Origin of the sequence: Shimia gijangensis, from assembly GCF_900142085.1 — a bacterium.
GTDB lineage: Bacteria > Pseudomonadota > Alphaproteobacteria > Rhodobacterales > Rhodobacteraceae > Shimia > Shimia gijangensis.
In genome coordinates this window covers 84427-104401 of sequence record NZ_FQZQ01000014.1, presented here as the reverse complement: position 1 = coordinate 104401, position 19975 = coordinate 84427, and the positions used below count along the sequence as shown (strand labels likewise).

At 53.9% G+C, this 19975-nt stretch carries 19 protein-coding genes; 12 read left to right on the top strand and 7 right to left on the bottom strand.

Going from position 1 to position 19975, the window contains the following annotated elements; translation table 11 throughout:
- Window positions 1–39: 39 nt before the first annotated feature.
- On the top strand, window positions 40–432 hold the full coding sequence (locus tag BUC32_RS13090; protein WP_073253544.1) for a DUF1761 domain-containing protein: 393 nt from the start codon (window positions 40–42) through the stop codon (window positions 430–432).
- 277 nt (window positions 433–709) lie between these two features.
- Here the strand turns inward: BUC32_RS13090 and BUC32_RS13085 are convergent, their stop codons facing one another.
- From BUC32_RS13085 to BUC32_RS13075, 3 genes are all read right to left on the bottom strand, one after another.
- A complete protein-coding gene (locus tag BUC32_RS13085; protein ID WP_073253542.1) occupies window positions 710–1051 on the bottom strand; it encodes a DUF2853 family protein in 342 nt (113 codons plus the stop codon).
- Window positions 1052–1254: 203 nt separating this feature from the next.
- Entirely contained in the window at window positions 1255–2646 is a 1392-nt protein-coding gene (gene ahcY, locus BUC32_RS13080) for an adenosylhomocysteinase (protein WP_073253540.1), read from the bottom strand.
- A gap of 70 nt (window positions 2647–2716) precedes the next feature.
- Window positions 2717–3031, bottom strand: coding sequence for a hypothetical protein (locus BUC32_RS13075; RefSeq protein ID WP_073253537.1), 315 nt, complete (start codon window positions 3029–3031; stop codon window positions 2717–2719).
- Between the two features lie 308 nt (window positions 3032–3339).
- On the opposite strand from BUC32_RS13075, the gene BUC32_RS13070 reads away from it, so the two are divergent.
- Together BUC32_RS13070 and BUC32_RS13065 are read left to right on the top strand one after the other, a co-directional pair.
- Window positions 3340–3906, top strand: a complete 567-nt coding sequence (locus BUC32_RS13070; RefSeq protein ID WP_073253534.1) for an HD domain-containing protein — start codon at window positions 3340–3342, stop codon at window positions 3904–3906.
- 3 nt (window positions 3907–3909) lie between these two features.
- The gene (locus BUC32_RS13065) at window positions 3910–4401 is read left to right on the top strand and encodes a GNAT family N-acetyltransferase (protein ID WP_073253531.1); all 492 of its coding nucleotides are present in this window, start codon (window positions 3910–3912) and stop codon (window positions 4399–4401) included.
- Window positions 4402–4472: 71 nt separating this feature from the next.
- Here BUC32_RS13065 and BUC32_RS13060 read toward each other — a convergent pair whose 3' ends face one another.
- Window positions 4473–5027, bottom strand: a complete 555-nt coding sequence (locus tag BUC32_RS13060; protein ID WP_073253528.1) for an ActR/PrrA/RegA family redox response regulator transcription factor — start codon at window positions 5025–5027, stop codon at window positions 4473–4475.
- 71 nt (window positions 5028–5098) lie between these two features.
- Window positions 5099–5716: an SCO family protein gene (locus BUC32_RS13055; RefSeq protein ID WP_073253526.1), complete on the bottom strand. Its 618-nt coding sequence runs from the start codon at window positions 5714–5716 to the stop codon at window positions 5099–5101.
- An 88-nt stretch (window positions 5717–5804) separates the two neighbouring features.
- On the opposite strand from BUC32_RS13055, the gene regB reads away from it, so the two are divergent.
- The 8 genes from regB (at window position 5805) to trxA (ending at window position 17697) form a co-directional block, all read left to right on the top strand.
- Window positions 5805–7202, top strand: a complete 1398-nt coding sequence (gene regB, locus BUC32_RS13050) for a sensor histidine kinase RegB (protein ID WP_073253523.1) — start codon at window positions 5805–5807, stop codon at window positions 7200–7202.
- 67 nt (window positions 7203–7269) lie between these two features.
- A complete protein-coding gene (locus BUC32_RS13045; RefSeq protein ID WP_073253520.1) occupies window positions 7270–8811 on the top strand; it encodes a PAS-domain containing protein in 1542 nt (513 codons plus the stop codon).
- 44 nt (window positions 8812–8855) lie between these two features.
- Entirely contained in the window at window positions 8856–9332 is a 477-nt protein-coding gene (gene tsaE, locus BUC32_RS13040) for a tRNA (adenosine(37)-N6)-threonylcarbamoyltransferase complex ATPase subunit type 1 TsaE (protein WP_073253518.1), read from the top strand.
- Window positions 9325–10344 carry an aminoglycoside phosphotransferase family protein gene (locus BUC32_RS13035; protein ID WP_073253515.1) on the top strand — a complete coding sequence of 340 codons (1020 nt, stop codon included), beginning with the start codon at window positions 9325–9327 and terminating at the stop codon, window positions 10342–10344. Before tsaE ends, BUC32_RS13035 begins: the two co-directional genes overlap by 8 nt.
- Complete coding sequence (locus tag BUC32_RS13030) at window positions 10320–11012, top strand: nucleotidyltransferase family protein (RefSeq protein WP_073253512.1); 693 nt, start codon at window positions 10320–10322, stop codon at window positions 11010–11012. The genes BUC32_RS13035 and BUC32_RS13030 overlap by 25 nt, the downstream gene beginning before the upstream one ends.
- Window positions 11005–13935, top strand: coding sequence for a double-strand break repair protein AddB (addB, locus tag BUC32_RS13025; protein WP_073253509.1), 2931 nt, complete (start codon window positions 11005–11007; stop codon window positions 13933–13935). The genes BUC32_RS13030 and addB overlap by 8 nt, the downstream gene beginning before the upstream one ends.
- Entirely contained in the window at window positions 13932–17327 is a 3396-nt protein-coding gene (addA, locus tag BUC32_RS13020) for a double-strand break repair helicase AddA (RefSeq protein WP_073253506.1), read from the top strand. The genes addB and addA overlap by 4 nt, the downstream gene beginning before the upstream one ends.
- 49 nt (window positions 17328–17376) lie before the next feature.
- A complete protein-coding gene (gene trxA, locus BUC32_RS13015) occupies window positions 17377–17697 on the top strand; it encodes a thioredoxin (protein ID WP_073253502.1) in 321 nt (106 codons plus the stop codon).
- Window positions 17698–17750: 53 nt separating this feature from the next.
- Here trxA and BUC32_RS13010 read toward each other — a convergent pair whose 3' ends face one another.
- Window positions 17751–18719 (bottom strand): phosphotransferase, encoded by a 969-nt coding sequence (locus BUC32_RS13010; protein WP_073253499.1) that lies wholly within the window; start codon window positions 18717–18719, stop codon window positions 17751–17753.
- A 168-nt stretch (window positions 18720–18887) separates the two neighbouring features.
- On the opposite strand from BUC32_RS13010, the gene hslV reads away from it, so the two are divergent.
- Entirely contained in the window at window positions 18888–19445 is a 558-nt protein-coding gene (hslV, locus tag BUC32_RS13005) for an ATP-dependent protease subunit HslV (protein ID WP_073253496.1), read from the top strand.
- Between the two features lie 43 nt (window positions 19446–19488).
- On the opposite strand, the gene BUC32_RS13000 is transcribed toward hslV, so the two are convergent.
- Window positions 19489–19893 carry a DM13 domain-containing protein gene (locus BUC32_RS13000; protein ID WP_073253493.1) on the bottom strand — a complete coding sequence of 135 codons (405 nt, stop codon included), beginning with the start codon at window positions 19891–19893 and terminating at the stop codon, window positions 19489–19491.
- Between the last annotated feature and the right edge of the window lie 82 nt (window positions 19894–19975).

Below are 19975 nucleotides of genomic sequence, written 5' to 3'. Positions count from 1 at the left end.
ACTTGTGCATACTGGTGACCAGCAACTCGGGAGGGCTAGATGGAATTCCTTATCGTGATTGGCGCGGGGCTGGCGTCCTATATTTTTGGTGCCATCTGGTACATGACCTTTGCCAAAACCTGGATGGACGCTGCTGGAATTGAAGCGGACGAAAATGGCCGCCCACCCAATTCCGGTGCTGTGCCCTACATCGTTGCCTTGCTGGGTGCGATTCTTGTGGCGGGACTGATGCGCCATATGTTTTCCCTGAGCGGGATTGAGACCGTATGGGCCGGTCTTGTGTCAGGTTTTGGAGTGGGTTTGTTTCTTGTCACGCCATGGATTGCAACCAACTATGCGTTTGCAGGTCGGGGTCGCACACTTTTTTTGATCGACGGTGGATTTGCCACCATTGGCTGTACGATTATCGGCGTTGTGCTAACTTTTGTTTAGTGGCTACAGAACAAAACTCTAGCGCCGTACCCTTATCCAAACCCAAATAAAAACGGAGGCCTAACCGAACCCCTTCGGCCAGAACCTCCGTCACCCCACGTGCTCCCTACTCACCACACGTGTTCGAATATCAGGTTCCGGCCATCCTGGCGCGGTATGAGTGTTGATACCGCAAATACCTATTTTGGGCAAAGGCCAAGTGTTTCAAAAGCAATACAAAAACAAAACGCCCGCTTAACCAAGCAGGCGTTTTTCGTTTTTCCAAAAGCCACTTCAGTCAGCGGTACTGAGACTCTTTACCAAAGTGTTTGGTCAGCATGTAGTAGACCACAGCCCGGTATTTATTACGCTCAGAACGGCCATAGGTTTCGATGACGGAATCGATGGCCTTCATCAGCTCGGGACCATCCGCCAGACCAAGCTTCTTGATAAGAAAGTTGTTTTTAACGGTTTCAAGCTCATCCGGCTGCGTCGCGGCCACCGTGGAAGCATCGTCATTGTAGATCGCCGGACCACAGCCGATGGTCACCTTAGTGAGCAGGTCCATATCAGGCGTCATGCCACATTTTTTGGTCAAATCATCTGCATATTTTGCAATCAGATCGTCTCGTTTACCCATTGTTCAATCTCCTAAAAGGCAGGCGGATCGCCCGCAAAACACTCAAACCATGCGAAGGTCTGAACATAAATTAAGTCGATTGAATTTCTTAACAAAGGGGAAAAACCGCCATGGCTCCCCCTATTATTCTGGCACCACCAGATTGATCAAAAAAGGCCCTCGGGAGACTTTCCCGAAGGCCAATTCTTGCATTTTAAAGCCGATTAGTAGCGGTAATGCTCTGGCTTGTAAGGTCCGTCCACTGAGACGCCGATATAGTCGGCTTGTTCCTTGGCCAACTTGCTCAGCTTCACGCCAATGCGATCCAGATGCAGGCGCGCAACTTTTTCGTCCAGATGCTTGGGCAAAATATAGACTTCGTTGTTGTACTCATCTGCACGAAGCCACAGTTCCATCTGTGCCAGAACCTGGTTGGTGAAAGATGCTGACATCACAAATGAAGGGTGACCCGTGGCGTTGCCAAGGTTCAACAAACGGCCTTCGGACAACAGGATCATGCGATTGCCCGAAGGCATCTCAATCATGTCGACCTGTTCTTTGATGTTGGTCCATTTGTGGTTTTTCAGGTTAGCGATCTGAATTTCGTTGTCAAAGTGACCGATGTTGCCAACGATCGCCATGTCCTTCATCTCGCGCATATGCTCGATACGGATCACGTCTTTGTTGCCGGTGGTGGTGATGAAGATATCCGCGGTTGCGGCTTCGTCTTCCAATGTGGTGACCTCAAATCCGTCCATGGCCGCCTGAAGCGCACAGATCGGATCAATCTCGGTGACTTTCACACGGGCGCCAGCGCCAGCCAGCGACGCTGCCGAGCCTTTGCCAACATCGCCATAGCCACAAACCACGGCAACTTTACCAGCCATCATGGTGTCTGTGGCGCGACGGATGCCATCAACCAGCGATTCCTTACAGCCGTATTTGTTGTCAAACTTGGATTTGGTGACCGAGTCGTTGACGTTGATCGCAGGGAAAGGCAGTTGGCCGTTTTTATGCAGTTCATACAAACGGTGCACGCCGGTAGTGGTTTCTTCCGAAACACCCTGAATGGCCTCGCGGGTTTTGGTGAACCAGCCGGGGCTTGCAGCCATACGCTTTTTGATCTGGGCAAAAACAGCTTCTTCTTCTTCCGAAGTGGGTGTTTCGATCAGACCGGCTTCACCTGCTTCAACGCGGGCACCCAACAACACATAAAGTGTTGCGTCGCCGCCATCGTCGAGGATCAGGTTGGCACCTTCCGGGAACATGAACGAGCGGTCCAGATAATCCCAATGCTCTTCCAAAGACTGGCCCTTGATGGCAAACACAGGCGTGCCGCCAGCCGCAATCGCCGCAGCTGCGTGATCTTGGGTCGAGAAAATGTTGCACGAGGCCCAGCGCACATCGGCGCCCAGCGCCACCAGTGTTTCAATCAACACGGCTGTCTGGATTGTCATGTGCAAGGATCCAACAATCCGGGATCCTTTCAAAGGTTTGCTTTCGCCGTACTCTTCACGCAAAGCCATCAGGCCTGGCATTTCCGTTTCGGCAATATCCAGTTCCTTGCGGCCAAATTCAGCCAAATTGATATCTTTTACAATGTAATCGGTCGCCATCGCGCCCTGCTCCTTTAAAGCTTGAATTTGGGCACCAGATAGCACTGGATATCAGTTTGGACAATAGCACCTAACTGGCTGTGTCCGCAGGATCACTACCGGCCTCTGACTGGAACCAGTCTGTGCCCGCAGCGACAACACAAGAAACCCCTTGCGGATTGGTTATGATCACGGTGAACGTTCCGCTTTCTTTGGACGCCCAAACTTCAATGAACGTCGTTGAATTTTGCTTGCCCTGCAGCCCTCCGGCCGTCAGCGCTTCGCTGTACATTGTGGACAAGCGCTCAACCACAGTATCGCGCATTGCACAATTTGCAGCATGAGCCGGGGGTGCGGTCGCGGCCATCCCAAACAGAAGGCCTGATACAATCAATCGCTTGAACATGGCATTCTCCTTTCGATGCAAAGCATTGAAAGGAGGGCACGCGGGAGGAAGCTAGTTAAACGTGCCCCCCTCGCAGTATATGTCGGTATCGCAGACGACAAATTCAAAACACGAACACTCACATTGTCGTCGGCAGCGCGATCCGCAACACTATCAAAATACCCCGGAAATGTGGCAAAATCTGGGCAGGCACATTCCTGGGGCTTAGAAGCGTTGCGCAAATGCCGTTGCACTATCTGTGTTTTTTCGGTTACCCAAAGGCCCGTCACTCAAGAAAGGACACCCCTTTGGCGCGCGCTTGGCAACGAATGCTTTCGGGTCGCAGGCTTGACCTGCTGGACCCCACTCCGGTCGACATTGAGATCGAAGACATCGCCCATGGGTTGGCGTTTGTGGCGCGCTGGAATGGCCAGACCAAAGGTGATTTCGCCTATTCCGTCGCCGAGCATTCCTTGCTGGTCGAAGACCTGTTTGGGCGTCTCAATCCCGGCGTTTCGGCCAAATGGCGATTGGCCGCTCTTTTGCATGACGCGCCAGAATATGTGATCGGCGATATGATTTCCCCGGTAAAGGCCTCTGTCGGACCGGGTTACGAGGCCCTGGATGAACGCCTGACCGCCGCCATCCATATTCGCTTTGGATTGCCCGCCTCGACGCCGTCCTTGATCAAGAAGCAAATCAAAAAGGCAGACCGGATCAGTGCATGGATGGAGGCCGTTGAAATAGCAGGCTTCACCGAAGCTGAGGCCGACAAGTTGTTCGGCGTCCCCGACAAGACCGTAATCAACGGCCTTCACATCCGCCTGCGACCGCCCGTCGAGGCCCGCAATGATTTTACAGCGAGACACACTGCTTTGCTCTCACAGATAGGTTGACCGATGCTGATTATTCGACGCGGTGCCGCCGCCGACCTGCACCATTCTGCGGACCTTTTGAACACCATTATTTCAATCGGTGGGACAACCGCACGCACCGAACACACAACTGCCGATGCATTAGGGCAATGGTTATTTTCCAACCCCTCTCAGGCGACATGGTTTGTGGCCGAAACTGAAACTGGCGAGCTGTTGGGCTTTCAGTGGATCGGGCCTCATGAAAACCTCCCGCCCGAGGCATGTGACATCAGCACATTTGTTAAACCCGGACAAACCGGACTTGGCATCGGTTCAAAGCTGTTCGGAGCGACGGTTCAGGCCGCCATCGATCTTGGGTATGACTGGATCAATGCCAACATCCGCGCCGACAATGAGGGCGGGTTGATCTACTACCAAAGTCGGGGTTTTCGCGATTGGGGTCGCCTTGAGGGCATCAAACTGGCCGATGGCACAGAGACAGACAAAGTTCTCAAGCGGTATGACCTAAAGGACTGATCAGGTTTGCAAATGACCAAAATACCCCGGTGTGAGCGACGCAATCGTGAGAGACAGCGCCCCTTTCTGGCTTAACGCGGGCTGCGTTTGGCCAGAATACGCTGCAAAGTCCGGCGGTGCATATTCAATCGACGCGCAGTTTCCGACACGTTGCGATCACACAGCTCATAGACCCGCTGGATATGTTCCCAACGCACACGATCCGCGCTCATCGGATTTTCCGGGGGCGGAGGCAGCTCGTCTTCCGGGCTTAGCAAGGCGTTCATGATGTCGGCAGCATCAGCAGGCTTTGACAGATAATCGGTCGCGCCAATCTTAACCGCGGCAACAGCCGTGGCAATCGCGCCGTATCCGGTCAGAACAACCACCCGGCAATCCTCACGTTTTTCGCGCAACACTTCGACCACATCAAGGCCGTTGCCATCTTCAAGTCTCAGATCCACAACGGCGTATGCCGGTGTGCGGGCAGTGGCAATTGCGCGTCCGGCGGCTACGGATCCGGCTGTTTCCACTTCGAAACCGCGTTTTTCCATGGCCTTGGCCAAACGGCGCAGGAACGGCTCATCATCGTCCACCAACAATAGTGTTTTGTCCGGTCCGATGTCCCGCAAGGTGTTTTCCGCCATTCGTCCTGTTCCTTCCCGAATTTCACAAGTTTTAGCCTGTGAAACCTAGAGGGTCAAACAACGTAATGAAATTACATGTTTTCGATGAAGCAACCGATCCGATTTGCCATCTGTTCTGGCGTTTCATCCCGCTTGAAAAAGTCCACAAAACCCACTTCCGGGAATACCAGATAGGAATAGGTAGAGTGATCGACCAGATAGTATTCCTCGTCGTCGCCATCCTGTTTCTTGTAATATGTACGATAGGCCTGGCTTGCAGCTTTGACCTGTGCAGGCGTTCCGGTCAGCCCCAACATGCGCGGGTGCATCACATCGGTGAACTCTTTGACGACTTCGGGCGTATCACGGGCTGGATCGATCGAAATGAACACTGGTTTGACCATGATGCCGCGGTCTTCCAGTATTTCGACGGCCTCTGCATTACGCGATGTATCCATTGGGCAGACATCCGGGCAGAAGGTATAGCCAAAGTACAGGATCGAAGGTTCTGTAATGACGTCTATGTCGGTGACTGTGGCGCCATCTTCATCAACCAACTCGAAAGGTCCGCCAATTGCGGCCTGTCCCCCGGCAACGGCACCTACCCGACATTGCGCCAAAGGATCGGCTTCGCCGCGCGACAAAAACCACGTGCCACCCAGCGCCAGGATAACAACCGCAATGGCAATGACTGCAATATTTCGGATCATTTCTAGGCCCACCCAAGGCTTGTGTTGATTGATACTTGTCCGACACCTAACAATTGTCACAAGCAGGACAAGGGACAAAGACGCACAGATGTCGGATTTTTCAGCAGAATTGATCTCGGGTGATCGCCGCAGCAATTGGATTCGTCTGCGCACCATCATCATGGTGCGCTGGGTGGCCATCGTTGGTCAGGTCATTGCACTACTGGTGGCTCAGCGTGTGTTCGAACTGCAGTTGGAATATGGGCTGTGTTATCTGGCAATCGGTATTTCGGTTATCGGCAACCTGATTGCCATGTTCGTTTTTCCCGAAAACAAGCTTCTGTCGGAATCTGAAAACACCTTCATGATCCTGTTTGATCTGCTGCAGCTGTGTTTTCTCTTGTTCCTGACAGGGGGTTTACACAACCCATTTTCAATTCTGGTAGTGGGTCCGGTCACTATTTCGGCCTCGGTTCTGTCCGTGCGCTCAACCACCTTTCTGGCGGCAACAGCCATAGTGCTGGTGACGCTCATGCTGGACTTTCACATGCCTCTACGGGCTGAACAGCGGTTTATCTTACGTATGCCGGATGTGTTTCTCTATGGGTCCTGGGCCGCCATTGTGATCGCGATCCTGTTTTCGTCTGTATATTCGCGCCGGGTTGTCTCGGAAATGTCCTCCATGACCGAAGCATTGGCCGCAACGCAAATGGCATTGGCCCGAGAACAAAAACTGACGGATTTGGGTGGAGTGGTGGCTGCAGCAGCCCACGAACTTGGAACGCCCCTAGCCACCATTAAACTGGCCAGCGCGGAATTGATGGACGAGTTGGAAGATCGCCCCGAGCTATACGAAGACGCCGCCTTGATCCGTGAACAGGCAGACCGATGCCGCGAAATTTTGCACTCGATGGGACGCGCCGGAAAAGACGATCTGCATCTGCGCAAAGCCCCCCTGACGGCGGTTGTCGAAGAAGCGGCTGAACCACATCTGGACCGGGGCAAAACCGTTCATCTGGAAGTTGCGTCTTCGAATGCCAACGGGGATACCCCTCCGACAATCTTGCGGCACCCGGAATTGATCCACGGGCTACGCAATCTGATCCAGAACGCCGTGGATTTTTCCCGCGCCAATGTTTGGGTCGAATCTGCATGGAGCGAAGACCGCATCGTTCTGCGGGTCATGGATGATGGCAAGGGGTATCCGACACATGTCTTTGGCCGTATTGGTGATCCATTCATGCGCCGCCGTCGAACCGAGCGCGATCGTAAACAAAGGCCCGGATACGAGGGTATGGGGTTGGGTCTTTTCATCGCCAAAACTTTGCTTGAACGCACCGGGGCCGAATTAATCTTTGCAAATGGGTCAGATGGGTCGCTCTCAGACCAAGGCACACCGCAACCTTCTGGCGCGATTGTCGAAGTAATCTGGCAGCGCGACTCGATTGATGCGCAAAAAATTATGCCGTCAGGTCCCTTGGGTGAAAATCCACAGATCCGGGTGTGATTGGTTAACCACCTGTTAAGGTTCCCCACAAAGAATGGGTCCGCAGCAAGTTGGTTAGGACGCATCAATGATGGATTTGGGCATGCTCGAGGGCGTTTTGTTGGTGTCTCTGAGCTTTGGTCTGGCCTTAGTTCTGATCTGGCTGGCCAATCGGCTGGGGACCGGTTTTTCACAAGAAGGGCAAGGCCGGCAACATACCCAATCAGAGATCGCTGTTTTTCTGTTTCAAAGCGGTGTTTTGCTGGATGCAAACCCGGTCGGTCAGAATATGCTATGCGCTCCGGGTGAAGACAAATCGGATTGGAGCTTTCTGGCAGACCTTCTATTGCCCCGGTTTCCGTCATTTCCTGCCACCCAAGGGGATGCAAAATCGCAGGGTGTCCGCACGTTTTCAAGCACTGACGACACGGATCAGGATTTTGTCCTGCTGGATCAATGGGACGACATGGCGCGGGTTACGTTGAGCAAAATTCAGCCCTCGAACCCGGTGATCCCTCTGGCCCAGCGCGCGCCTTCATCGGGGCACACAGCAGTCGAAGCGCCTTATCCCGTCTGGCAAAGCAACCAAAAAGGCGAGGTTGAGTGGGCCAACAAAGCCTATTTCAAGCTTGCAGAAAACCTTGGGCTTGAGCGCTCCAAGTCCAGACCTCCATCCATTTTCGATCAGTTTACTTTGGTTTTGGGCGACAAACCTGTGCGGTGCTCCGTAGTGGATGCCTCTCGGTCGCAAAGCTACTGGTTTGACGTTACAACCACCAAGTCCGAAAATGCCCTGAGCCATTTTGCAACAGACGCCAATGCCATTGTGAATGCAGAAATCGCCCAGCGCAATTTTGTGCAAACTTTGACCAAAACTTTCGCGCAGCTTTCCATAGGTCTGGCGATTTTTGATCGGAATCGACAATTGGCCCTGTTCAATCCCGCACTTATTGACCTGACCGCCCTGCCTGCCGACTTTTTGTCATCACGGCCAAATCTTTTATCCGTTTTTGATCGAATGCGCGAAAACCGCATGATGCCCGAACCGCGCAACTATTCCTCTTGGCGCGAACAAATTGCCGAACTTGTCGTCGCTGCGTCTGATGATCGCTATACCGAAACCTGGACGTTACCTTCCGGCGTAACTTACCGCGTGATGGGTCGGCCCCATCCTGACGGTGCGATTGCCTTTTTGTTTGAAGATATCAGCGCCGAAGTTTCTCTCACACGGCGGTTCCGCGCGGATCTTGAGCTGGGCAAATCCACTCTGGATTCCCTGAAAGAAGCCATAGCGGTTTTTGCACCGACCGGCGGGCTCAGCATGTGCAATCTGGCTTACAGAGAGCTTTGGAATTCCGAGCCTGAAAGCGGCATTACCGAATATGGATTTCAGGATGCAATTCGTGAATGGCGTGCGCAATCCGAAAAATCCGATGTTTGGGAGCGATTGCGCCACCATATTCTGGATATCAGTCCCCGCGAAAACTGGAGTGCTCCGCTGAGGCTGTTGTCCGGGCAATCCGTTATAATGCGCGTCGTGTCGCTGACGGGTGGGTTTACATCAATTGTTTTTGACAAACCCCAGCCCGACGCCAAGCCAAAAACCGCAATAGAAATCATGGCTGGATAGTCAATCCGGGTTGCAGGTCAGGCCGGGGGGTGCAATCTTTGGGCATGTCAGGACTACAGAGTAAAATTTCCCTCGCCTCACCCGAAGATACGCGCGCAATAGCGCAGCGTCTTGGCGGCTATTTGCACGCAGGAGATGTTCTTCTTTTTGAAGGAGACATCGGGGCAGGAAAAACCCATTTTGCGCGCTGCCTGATCCAGTCTTTGCTGCCTGAGCCCGAAGATGTACCCTCGCCAACGTTCACTCTGGTTCAAACCTATGAAACACCGGATTTTGAAATCTGGCACGCGGACCTGTACCGTCTTTCATCACCGGATGAAGTTGTTGAGCTGGGACTGACCGAAGCCTTTGAGGACGCCGTATGTTTGGTTGAATGGCCCGACCGTCTGGCCGAGCTAAAACCCGAAAAGGCGCTGACTTTGTCACTTCAGATGACTGACACTCGGGGTGAGCGCGAACTGACCTTGCGCGCCAAAGACTCACGGTGGGCTGTCGTATTGGACAAGATGATACATGGCTGACCGGACCGAGCAGATCGACACCTTTTTACGTGATACAGACTGGGCACAAGCAGATCGTGCGCCATTGGCAGGAGATGCCTCAAACCGGCGCTATGTTCGATTGCATCAGGGGTCGCAATCTGCAGTCTTGATGGACGCGACGTCCGACACGCGCGAAAGCCTGCAGTCTTTCGTAAAGATAGGTCATTGGTTGTCAGACAGTAATCTGTCAGCTCCAAAAATTCTACACGCAGACATGGATTTCGGTCTGCTACTGCTTGAGGATTTGGGCGATGATCTTTTTGCCAAAGTAGTTCAAAAAAACCCTGATCTGGAAGCCCCACTTTATACGGCTGCTGCAGATGTGCTGATTTCCCTGCACAACAGCCCACCGCCCAAGGATATCCCCTGCTATGATCCCCAATTCATGGCCGACAAATCTGCAATGGCCTATCATTGGTATCAACGCGGAGCCGGTCACCTGACCAAAGACCGGGCAAAGGCTTTCCAGAATGAATTTGAGCGGCTTTTGAACCAGCACTGCGGCCAATGTAATGTGCTCACTTTGCGCGACTATCATGCAGAAAACCTGATTTGGTTGCCTGATCGCAAAGGCATTGCCCGTGTCGGGTTGCTTGATTTTCAGGATGCCATGACCAGCCACCGTGCCTATGATCTGATGTCCCTGTTGCAAGACGCCCGTCGGGACGTGCCGACCCAGACCGAGATCGCGATACTGGATCATTATATCAACGTCACCGGGGTCGAACGCGACGCATTTTTGGCGGCTTATGCCGTTCTGGGTGCTCAGCGAAATCTTCGTATTCTCGGCGGTTTTGCGCGACTTTGCATGCATGCGGGCAAGGCCCATTATGTCGACTACATTCCCCGTGTTTGGCGCTATGTTCTGCGCAACCTGAACCACCCTGCCCTGTCTTCAATCCGCAAATCCGTACTTGCCGACCTTCCTGAACCCGATCCCCATGTGTTGAAAAAGCTTAAAAACCAATGTGCCACAATCCCGACGCCGTAATGTTGTTTGCTGCAGGTTTCGGAACTCGTATGCGCGAGTTGACCGAAAGCCGGCCCAAGCCACTGGTGCCAGTGTGCGGCAAACCATTGCTGGATCACACGCTGGACCTCGTGCACCAGGTTTCGCCGTCACGTATCGTTGCCAATACGCATTATCGCGCGCCCCAGATTGCCGCGCATCTTAATGGAAGCGACGTGCTGCTTTCACATGAAAGCCCCGATATTCTTGAAACCGGCGGCGGGCTCAGACATGCGCTGCCTCTGCTTGGGGATGGCCCGGTCTTTACCGCGAATACAGATGCGATCTGGCAAGGCCCCAATCCTTTTGAGGTTTTGAAAGACGCCTGGCAACCCGACAAGATGGATGCTCTTTTGATCTGTATTCCGACAGAAAGCGCTGTGGGTCATAGTGGCGCCGGTGATTTTTTGTTGGCCGATGACGGACGCCTCAGCCGGGGGCCGGGTTTGATTTACGGTGGCATTCAGATCACTAAGACCGATGGCCTGAAAGACATTGACCAAAGCGCGTTTTCACTCAACATGTTGTGGGATCAAATCCATAGTATGGGCAAGCTGTTCGGCGTGCCCTATCCGGGGAAATGGTGTGATGTCGGCTCGCCCGAAGGCATCGTTCAGGCCGAAGCTCTGCTGAGGAGTACCAATGTTTGATCCCTCGGAAAAACCCCGTGTTTTTGCCGCCCCGCCAGGTGCTGATTTTCCGGCCGTGCTGGTCGAAGGTCTGCGCGCCCGGTTCGCAGGTAAGCCGCCCGAAGCCATGGCCCGGGTTCATCTGATCGTAAATACCCGCAGAATGGAGCGGCGCATCCGAACTTTGTTTGATCAGGGTCCGCCCGCGCTTTTGCCGCGAATATCCTTGTTGTCGGACATCGCCACCCATGCCGTGGCCGCTGACATTCCGCCAGCCGTATCTCCTCTGCGAAAGCGGTTCGAACTGACACAATTGATCTCTCAACTGCTTGACCGTCAGCCAGATCTGGCTGCGCGCGCCACACTGTATGATCTGGCCGATAGCCTTGCGACACTCATGGATGAGATGGCTGGTGAGGGCGTAACCCCCGACGTTATCGAAGGCTTGGATGTGTCGGACCAGTCCGGCCACTGGGAACGTGCCAAAGCGTTTTTCTCCATTGCCCGTCATTTTCTGGAAGACGTCGACAAGCGGCCGGACACCGATACACGCCAGCGTCGCATCGTCGAAGCAATGGCGGCGGAATGGGCCAAGGCACCACCTGATCATCCGATTATTCTGGCGGGGTCAACCGGATCACGCGGGACAACAATGCTTTTGATGCAAGCCATTGCTGGTTTACCTCAAGGTGCCATTGTCCTGCCTGGATTTGATTTTGATATGCCAGAGCCTGTCTGGGACACGCTTGATGAAGCGCTGCATTCAGAAGATCATCCGCAATATCGGTTCCGCCACCTGATGAATACATTAGGTGTTGCGCCATCCGAAGTGGATCACTGGCATCCTGTTGCTGCGCCCTGCCCTTTGCGCAACGCGTTGGTGTCTCTGGCCCTTCGACCCGCACCTGTAACTGATCAATGGTTGCGTGAGGGTCCCAAGTTGGGAAATCTACCCGATGCCACCGAAGCTATCACTTTGATCGAAGCACCTTCCGTACGTGATGAGGCTCTGGCCATTGCCTTGCGGATGCGCAAGGCGGCCGAAGATGGCGAAACCGCTGCATTGATCACACCGGATCGAATGCTGACCCGTCAGGTCGAAGCTGCGTTGGATCGATGGAATATCATCGCCGATGACAGTGCTGGTTCTCCCCTGCAACTTAGCCCACCGGGGCGCTTTTTGCGGCATGTTTCGACCCTGTTTCAGCGAAAATTGACTGCCGAGTCGCTGCTGACTTTATTGAAGCACCCGTTGTGCCATAGTGGTGAAAATCGCAATACGCATCTTTTGAACACCCGCGAATTAGAGCTGGCGATCCGCCGAAAAGGCATGACCTTCCCGACGCCAGAAGTGCTTCGGCAGTGGCAAGTCGCTCAGGAGTTTGTGCCATCAGCTTGGGTTGAATGGGTCATTTCGAATTTTTGCGACAAGGTCTGGGATGGCAAGAAAACCTTGTCGGACAGGCTTGAGGCGCATGTGGCTTTGGCCGAAAACCTTACCCGAGGCAGTGCAGAAGGGTCAGGTGGGCTTTGGGATGAAGCGGCTGGCCGCAAGGCAGCGGCAACCATTGCTCAGCTGCGTGAAAATGCCAAATTTGCCGGGGATATGTCTGCAGCGGATTACGCAGACCTGTTTGGTGCCATTTTCGCGCGGGAAGAAGTGCGCGATCGTGACAGCGGCCATCCCAACATTCTGATTTGGGGCACCCTTGAAGCCCGCGTTCAAGGCGCGAATCTTGTCATCCTTGGCGGCTTGAATGAGGGCAGCTGGCCTGCTGCACCCACGCCCGATCCATGGCTTAATCGCAAAATGCGGCACGATGCCGGACTGTTATTACCAGAACGTCGAATTGGCCTGTCAGCACACGACTTTCAACAAGCTATCGCCGCGCCTGAAGTTTGGATCACGCGTTCCGTTCGCTCGGACGAGGCGGAAACTGTACCGTCACGCTGGATAAACCGGCTCACCAACTTACTGTCAGGACTGCCGGATCAGGGTGGCGTGCAATCATTAAAGGAAATGAAAGCACGGGGCACCCATTGGATGGGGCTTGTTTCTGCAATCGAAGCCGTAAAAGAAATTCCGCCATCTGCCCGCCCATCCCCAAGGCCACCGGCGCAAGCGCGGCCCAAACGCCTTTCGGTCACTCAGATCAAACGACTTATTCGGGACCCCTATGCCATTTATGCCCGTGAAACCCTGCGGTTAAGGCCGCTTGATAGCCTGATGAAAACCCCGGATGCCTTGTTACGCGGCATCATTGTGCACGAGATTCTCGAACAGTTTGTAAGCGATATCGATAAGGATATGTCTTTGCTAAGCCGGGATCATCTGATGTCGATATCAGAGACTGTTCTTGCCAAAAACGTCCCCTGGCCCGCCGCCAAAGCGCTATGGAGTGCACGGCTTGATCGGGTGTCTGATCGATTTGTCGCAAGCGAAGCCCAGCGCCGTGAACACTCACGTCCGATTGCTTATGAATGTGGTGCCAAACTGACCGTGCCGGAACTCGACTTCACGCTCGTGGCCAAGGCAGATCGGATCGACAGAACCGAGGACGGGGATCTGATCATTTACGATTACAAAACCGGGAAACCGCCATCTCAGAAAGATCAAAGGTACTTTGATAAACAATTGTTGTTAGAAGCTGCGATGGCAGAGCAGGGCGGGTTTCGTGACATTGATCCGGCCGAAGTGGCTGATGCGATCTACATTGGGCTTGGCCCATCACCCAAAGATGAGCACGCGCCTATGCTTGACGCGCCTGCTCTTGAGGTGTGGGCCGAGTTTCTCCAGCTAATTGCGCATTATGGCGACCCGTCAAACGGATTTACTGCCAGACGCGCCATGCAAAGCGACCGTGATGTTGGCGATTACGATCAGCTTGCCCGGTTTGGCGAATGGGACGCGACGGATGAGCCATTGCCAGAGGATCTGACATGATCCATCGAGACGATGCAACCGAACGCCAGGTTCAGGCCGCCCGCCCAACCGAATCGACCTGGTTGTCGGCCAATGCAGGGTCTGGAAAAACACGGGTATTAACGGACCGTGTTGCCCGCCTGTTGTTGGAAAAAGTTCTGCCACAACACATCTTGTGCCTGACTTACACCAAGGCCGCCGCCAGCGAGATGCAGAACCGATTGTTCGAACGGCTGGGCGCGTGGGCGATGAAAGACGATGACGCCTTGCGGGATGAACTGCGCTCGCTTGGGGTTGATGAGTTGTTGGACGCCGATCTGTTGCGCAGCGCCCGCACGCTGTTCGCTCGTGCCATTGAAACACCCGGCGGTTTGAAAATTCAAACCATCCACTCATTTTGCTCATCTCTTCTGCGTCGCTTCCCGCTCGAGGCGGGAGTGTCACCTTTGTTTGTGGAAATGGAAGATCGGGCCGCTGCGCTGTTGCGAGAGGACATTATCTCGGAAATGGCCGAAGGTGATGATGGCGCTCTCGTACAGCGTCTTGCCGGACATTATTCTGGCGAAACGTTTGATACGCTCACCAGCGAGATTGTGCGCAACCGTGATTTCTTTGAGCAGCCTCTTGGCGTTTCAGATTTCCTGTCAAAGCTGGGACAAGACCTCTCGCTGAATGAAGCCGACGTTCAGGGCCATGTTTTTCTTGGAGACGAGGCAGAAACGCTCGACCAATTGATCAAAGCGCTCAGAACAGGCGGTGTGACTGACAATAGAAATGCCGACAAACTGGCGGTGATTTCAGAAATTGGGTTTTCTGCATTGCCTGCTCTGGAAGACGTCTTTCTGACGGGTTCCGGTGCAAAAATTCCGTTTTCCGCCAAGTTAGGGTCGTTTCCTACCAAAGCTGTGCAAAAATCCCATCCAGATCTGATGGTCAGGATTGACCCGCTGATGCAGCGGGTCGAGACCGCAAGAGAACTGCGGCTGGCGCTGATTGCAGCACATCGATCGGCGGTTTTGTCAGAATTTGGGTTTCGGTTTTTGGATGTGTATGACGCGCGCAAACAACAGCATGGCTGGCTTGATTTTGATGATCTGATCCTTAAGGCGCGGGCGCTTTTGAATGATCCGTTTGTGGCGGAATGGGTGCTTTACCGGCTGGACGGTGGCATTGACCATATTCTTGTCGACGAGGCACAGGACACCAGCCCCGTTCAATGGCAGGTCATTGAACGGTTGACCCAGGAATTCACCAGCGGCAGCGGCGCGCGAAGTGATGTTGAGCGCACAATTTTTGTTGTTGGTGACAAAAAACAGTCGATCTACAGCTTTCAGGGCGCTGACCCGGCAGAATTCGACCGGATGCAGTTGGAATTTGGCCGTCGTCTGGAACCAACGGGCAAGCCTCTAAATCCGATGGTGCTTGAGTATTCATTCAGGTCATCAGACGCGATCCTGCGCCTGGTAGATCAGTGTTTTGACGGTCAGGATCAGGCAGGATTTCCACAAGAAATGAAACACCGGGCTTTCCATCAGGGTCTGCCCGGTCGGGTTGATCTGTGGCCCGTTGTTGAGCAAACACCGCAATCAGACAATGACGAATGGTACAAACCCGTCGATCGTCTGGGGGAAACACATCACACGATCATTTTGGCCAATCGCGTGGCGGCGGAAATTGAACACCTGATCGAAACACAAGAGACTATTCCAGCCAAAAAGCAAGAAAATGGGCAATTTTCGCAGCGCCCCGTTCAAGCAGGAGATTTTCTGGTTCTTGTACAGAGGCGGTCGGAATTGTTTCATGAAATCATCCGCGCCTGTAAGGCCCGCGGGCTTCCCATCGCCGGTGCGGACAGGCTTAAGGTGGGGGCAGAACTGGCGGTCAAAGATCTTGGTGCTTTGTTGTCCTTCTTGTCGACACCCGAAGACAGCCTGTCCTTGGCAACGACTTTACGGTCGCCGCTGTTCGGGTGGTCAGAACAAGACTTGTTTGATTTGGCGCATCGTCGGGAGTCGCCGCTTTTGTGGCAGGCTTTGCGAGCCCGCAAAGATGATTTCCCGCAAACCATGGCCATTATTCTGGATTTGATGGCACAGGCTGATTTTCTACGCCCTTACGATTTGATCGAACGAACATTAACCCGACACAACGGTCGCCGGAATCTTCTCGCGAGACTGGGGTCCGAAGCCGAAGACGGGATCAATGCGCTGCTGTCGCAGGCTCTGGCCTTTGAGCGCAGTGCCGTGCCCAGCCTCACGGGATTTCTGATCTGGATGGAAACAGATGATCTGGAAATCAAACGCCAGATGGACAGTGCTGGCAACCGCATCCGCGTTATGACCGTGCATGGGTCTAAGGGGCTTGAGGCACCGATTGTTATTCTGCCGGACACGGGCAAAAGGCTAATCCGCAACGACGGTCAATTGGTTGCGAACAAAGATCATGTGCTTTGGACAATGCCGGCCAACGCCAGCCCAAACGCCATGGCAAAGGCCCGCGAAGCCAAAGCAGAGACTGTGCGCGCCGAACGGCAAAGGTTGCTTTACGTCGCCATGACGCGTGCCGAGAAATGGCTGATTGTCGCCGCGGCGGGCGATCTCGGCAAGGATGGGCAGACCTGGTATCAAACAATCGAACGCGGGCTGAACGGGGTTGGCGCAGAAGCGCATGATTTTGTTGGTGGGCAGGGGCTACGATACTCGCATGGCGATTGGTCCGGCCCGATCGAAGAGGTGCAAACCAGAACGCAAATCGTTTTGCCGGATGTTCCGGAATTCGCAAAACTTCCACCCAAAGATCCACCTGCAAGCAAACCCACCCTCAGCCCATCAGACCTGGGTGGCGCCAAGGCGCTTGCCGGAGACGCTGGTCTGGATGAAGAGGCAGCCAAACGCCGGGGGCGCTGGGTTCATCTGTTGCTTGAGCATTTGCCAGATCATCCTCAAGGCGGATGGCCGGGCATTGCCAGCAATCTGTTGCTTTCAACCGAAGAGCCACCTTCTGACACAGAGCTGGATACACTTTTGGACGAGGCGACCAGAGTTTTGACCAACCCGGATCTCCGGGCGTTTTTTGGTGATGAAACGTTGGCAGAGGTTCCGGTCACGGCGAACCTTGGAGCGGCTCGACTACATGGCATTGTTGATCGGTTGATTGTGCGGGACGACCATATTCTGATCGTGGACTTCAAAACCAACGCGACGGTGCCACAGCGCCCCGACCAAACGCCGGCAGGGTTGTTACGCCAAATGGGGGCCTATGCCCACGCGCTCCAACAAATCTACAAAGACCGCGAAATTCGCACTGCCATTTTGTGGACTCGCACCGGCACTCTTATGCAGATGCCACACGATCTTGTGACAAAAGCGCTGCAGTCCACAGGATACCTTGACGATCTGTCGGGCGCTTCATAGGTTCTCACGGAACGAAATTCCCAAGATCCCTCACTCAGGAGTAAGCCAAATGGCAACCGTCGCTGTCACCGATGCCACCTTTGACGAAGAAGTAAAAAACTCGGACGTCCCAGTTGTGGTCGATTTCTGGGCCGAATGGTGCGGCCCCTGCAAACAGATCGGCCCAGCTTTGGAAGAGCTGTCAACCGAAATGGAAGGCAAGATTAAAATTGCCAAAGTTGATGTGGATTCCAACCCGAACGCCGCTGCGGCGATGGGTGTACGTGGCATTCCGGCATTGTTCATTTTCAAAGATGGCCAGGTCGTGTCGAACCGCGCGGGCGCCGCTCCAAAAGCTGCGCTTCAAAGCTGGATCGAAGACGCGATCTAGGTTCGAGCCAACATTGACGTTTACGAAAGGGCGCCCAACTTGGCGCCCTTTTTTTACACCATAAAGCCCTTTTCCGCCAACACTTGGATGACGGCCAAACGTCTGGATTGGCGCAGGCTGCGCGCTTCACTTTTGGCGGGAATGATGCGCCAGTCATTCAAAATCTGGACAAATGGCAGAAAGGACACGGCTGGATCTTCCGAACCCACAACATCATACCCCTTAAAGAAGCCATTCGTCGTTTTGGCCGCCAGTATCTGACCGCGTTTGACGTCTGAAGGGTCTTGAAACAGCTCAGCATAATCCATCAGAAATCTGACGATGTCATATCCGACTGGGGCAGAGCTTTCCGCAGCGAAATCAAGGCCGAAAACACCTTGTGGCCCGACCAGAATATTACGGGTGTTCATATCGCCATGCTTTTGCGCCACGGTCGTTTTGGCATTGTGGAATTTATCGGCGATGGCGGGAATGCGCTCGCAACATCGCAAAAACAGATCGCTGTTGGGCACTGAAACCTCCAAAGCTTCAACTTTCTCGGAAACCCGTTGAATATGGTTCACCATGAAATGCGGTTGAAACTTACGATGGCTCGTTTGAAAACTGCTGTGAAAGGATGCCAACCAAGCGCCGGTTCTGCGCAAAAACTGAACGGCTGGCTTACCGGCTTCCAGGTGATCATTCACAGTTTTACCTGGTACGAACTCCATGATCGACAGACTGCCGTCCTTTGATACATGCAACACTTGAGGCGCCCCAAATCTGGCGTCACCGGACATGTGTTCATTGGCTTTCTGCTGCATCTCCATCGACTGTTTCATGTTGTGCGCTTCAGGTTTGAAAACCTTTTTCAGGATCAGCTTGTGGGTTTCTCCCACCAAGCGCACAACAATGTGGCTTCGGTCCGGCTCTTGTTTTTGCCAAACCAGCCTGTGGTGAAATGACTCCGCATCAAAACCCAGACCGGGGGCAATCAAACGCCACTCTTCCATGGCTTGTTTCACACGGGGGTCAGCCAGCACTTTGCACTCCTAAAAACCGGAACCAACTCCAAACTATCAGCATTATCCAATAATGACATGACGTAGGGGTCTTCAAATTCCGTATCAATTTGATTTCTCTGCGTCACCACCCGGTTGCGTCCCCGCCTGATGCGGCCCATATATTGCTGGCAACAAACGGAGGCCCACATGGCGGACGATCAATTTCCTGGCTGGCACGGAACCACAATCATTGGCGTGAAAAAGGGCGATGAAGTCGTGATCGCAGGTGACGGGCAGGTGTCTTTGGGCCAGACCGTTATCAAGGGCACGGCCCGCAAGGTGCGCCGACTTAACCCCGGTGGATACGACGTGGTTGCCGGTTTCGCCGGATCAACGGCGGATGCATTCACTTTGCTGGAACGGCTTGAAGCCAAGCTTGAGGCAACTCCGGGTCAGCTGGCCCGCGCCAGTGTTGAACTGGCCAAAGACTGGCGCACGGATAAATACCTTCAAAAACTCGAAGCGATGCTGATTGTATCTGACGGCAAAGACATTTTTGTGATCACCGGGGCAGGCGATGTTCTTGAACCCGAGCACAACGTCGCGGCCATCGGGTCTGGCGGCAACTTTGCCCTGGCAGCAGCGCGGGGCATGATGGACACGGACAAATCTGCGGAACAGGTCGCACGCGATGCCATGGCCATTGCCGCCGACATCTGCGTCTACACCAACGGCAATCTGACCATCGAGAAAATCGGGGGCTGACCGTCTGGATCAGCCAACCCCCTCACCGCGAGTGGTGTTACGGTTACTGAATTTTGGCGACACCCAGCGGCACGCTGGCCACATCACACCAGATGACCACTTCGTTGTAACTGGCGAGGTCGAGCGTTGGTGGTAGGGCATAACGCTGTTTTCCGGAATAACTTAGCAACGCGCCAAGTTTGCTGTCCGGATCATAGGTTCCGTCTTTGCCCAAAGCGACGCGCGGGTCCGGGCCACTGTCCAGCGAAAAATCATCACCGAGCTCAATAAACCTGCGGCCATCTTCTTCGATGATCGAAACCGTACCCATGGTGACGTGGTTGCTGCGCCCTTCAAACATTCCGGTTGCAGCCTTCATCCTCTCCGCAAAGGTCGGAGTGGCGATCATCATGGCAGCCCCCGAACCAACAAGGGCGGTTGCGCTGATAAATTTGCGGCGATTGATCATGGTACTGTCCTTTGTGATGTGTGATCCGTCTTCAACTCACCTAAGAACGCCTTGGAAAATGGAAATGTCTCCTCACGAGGTG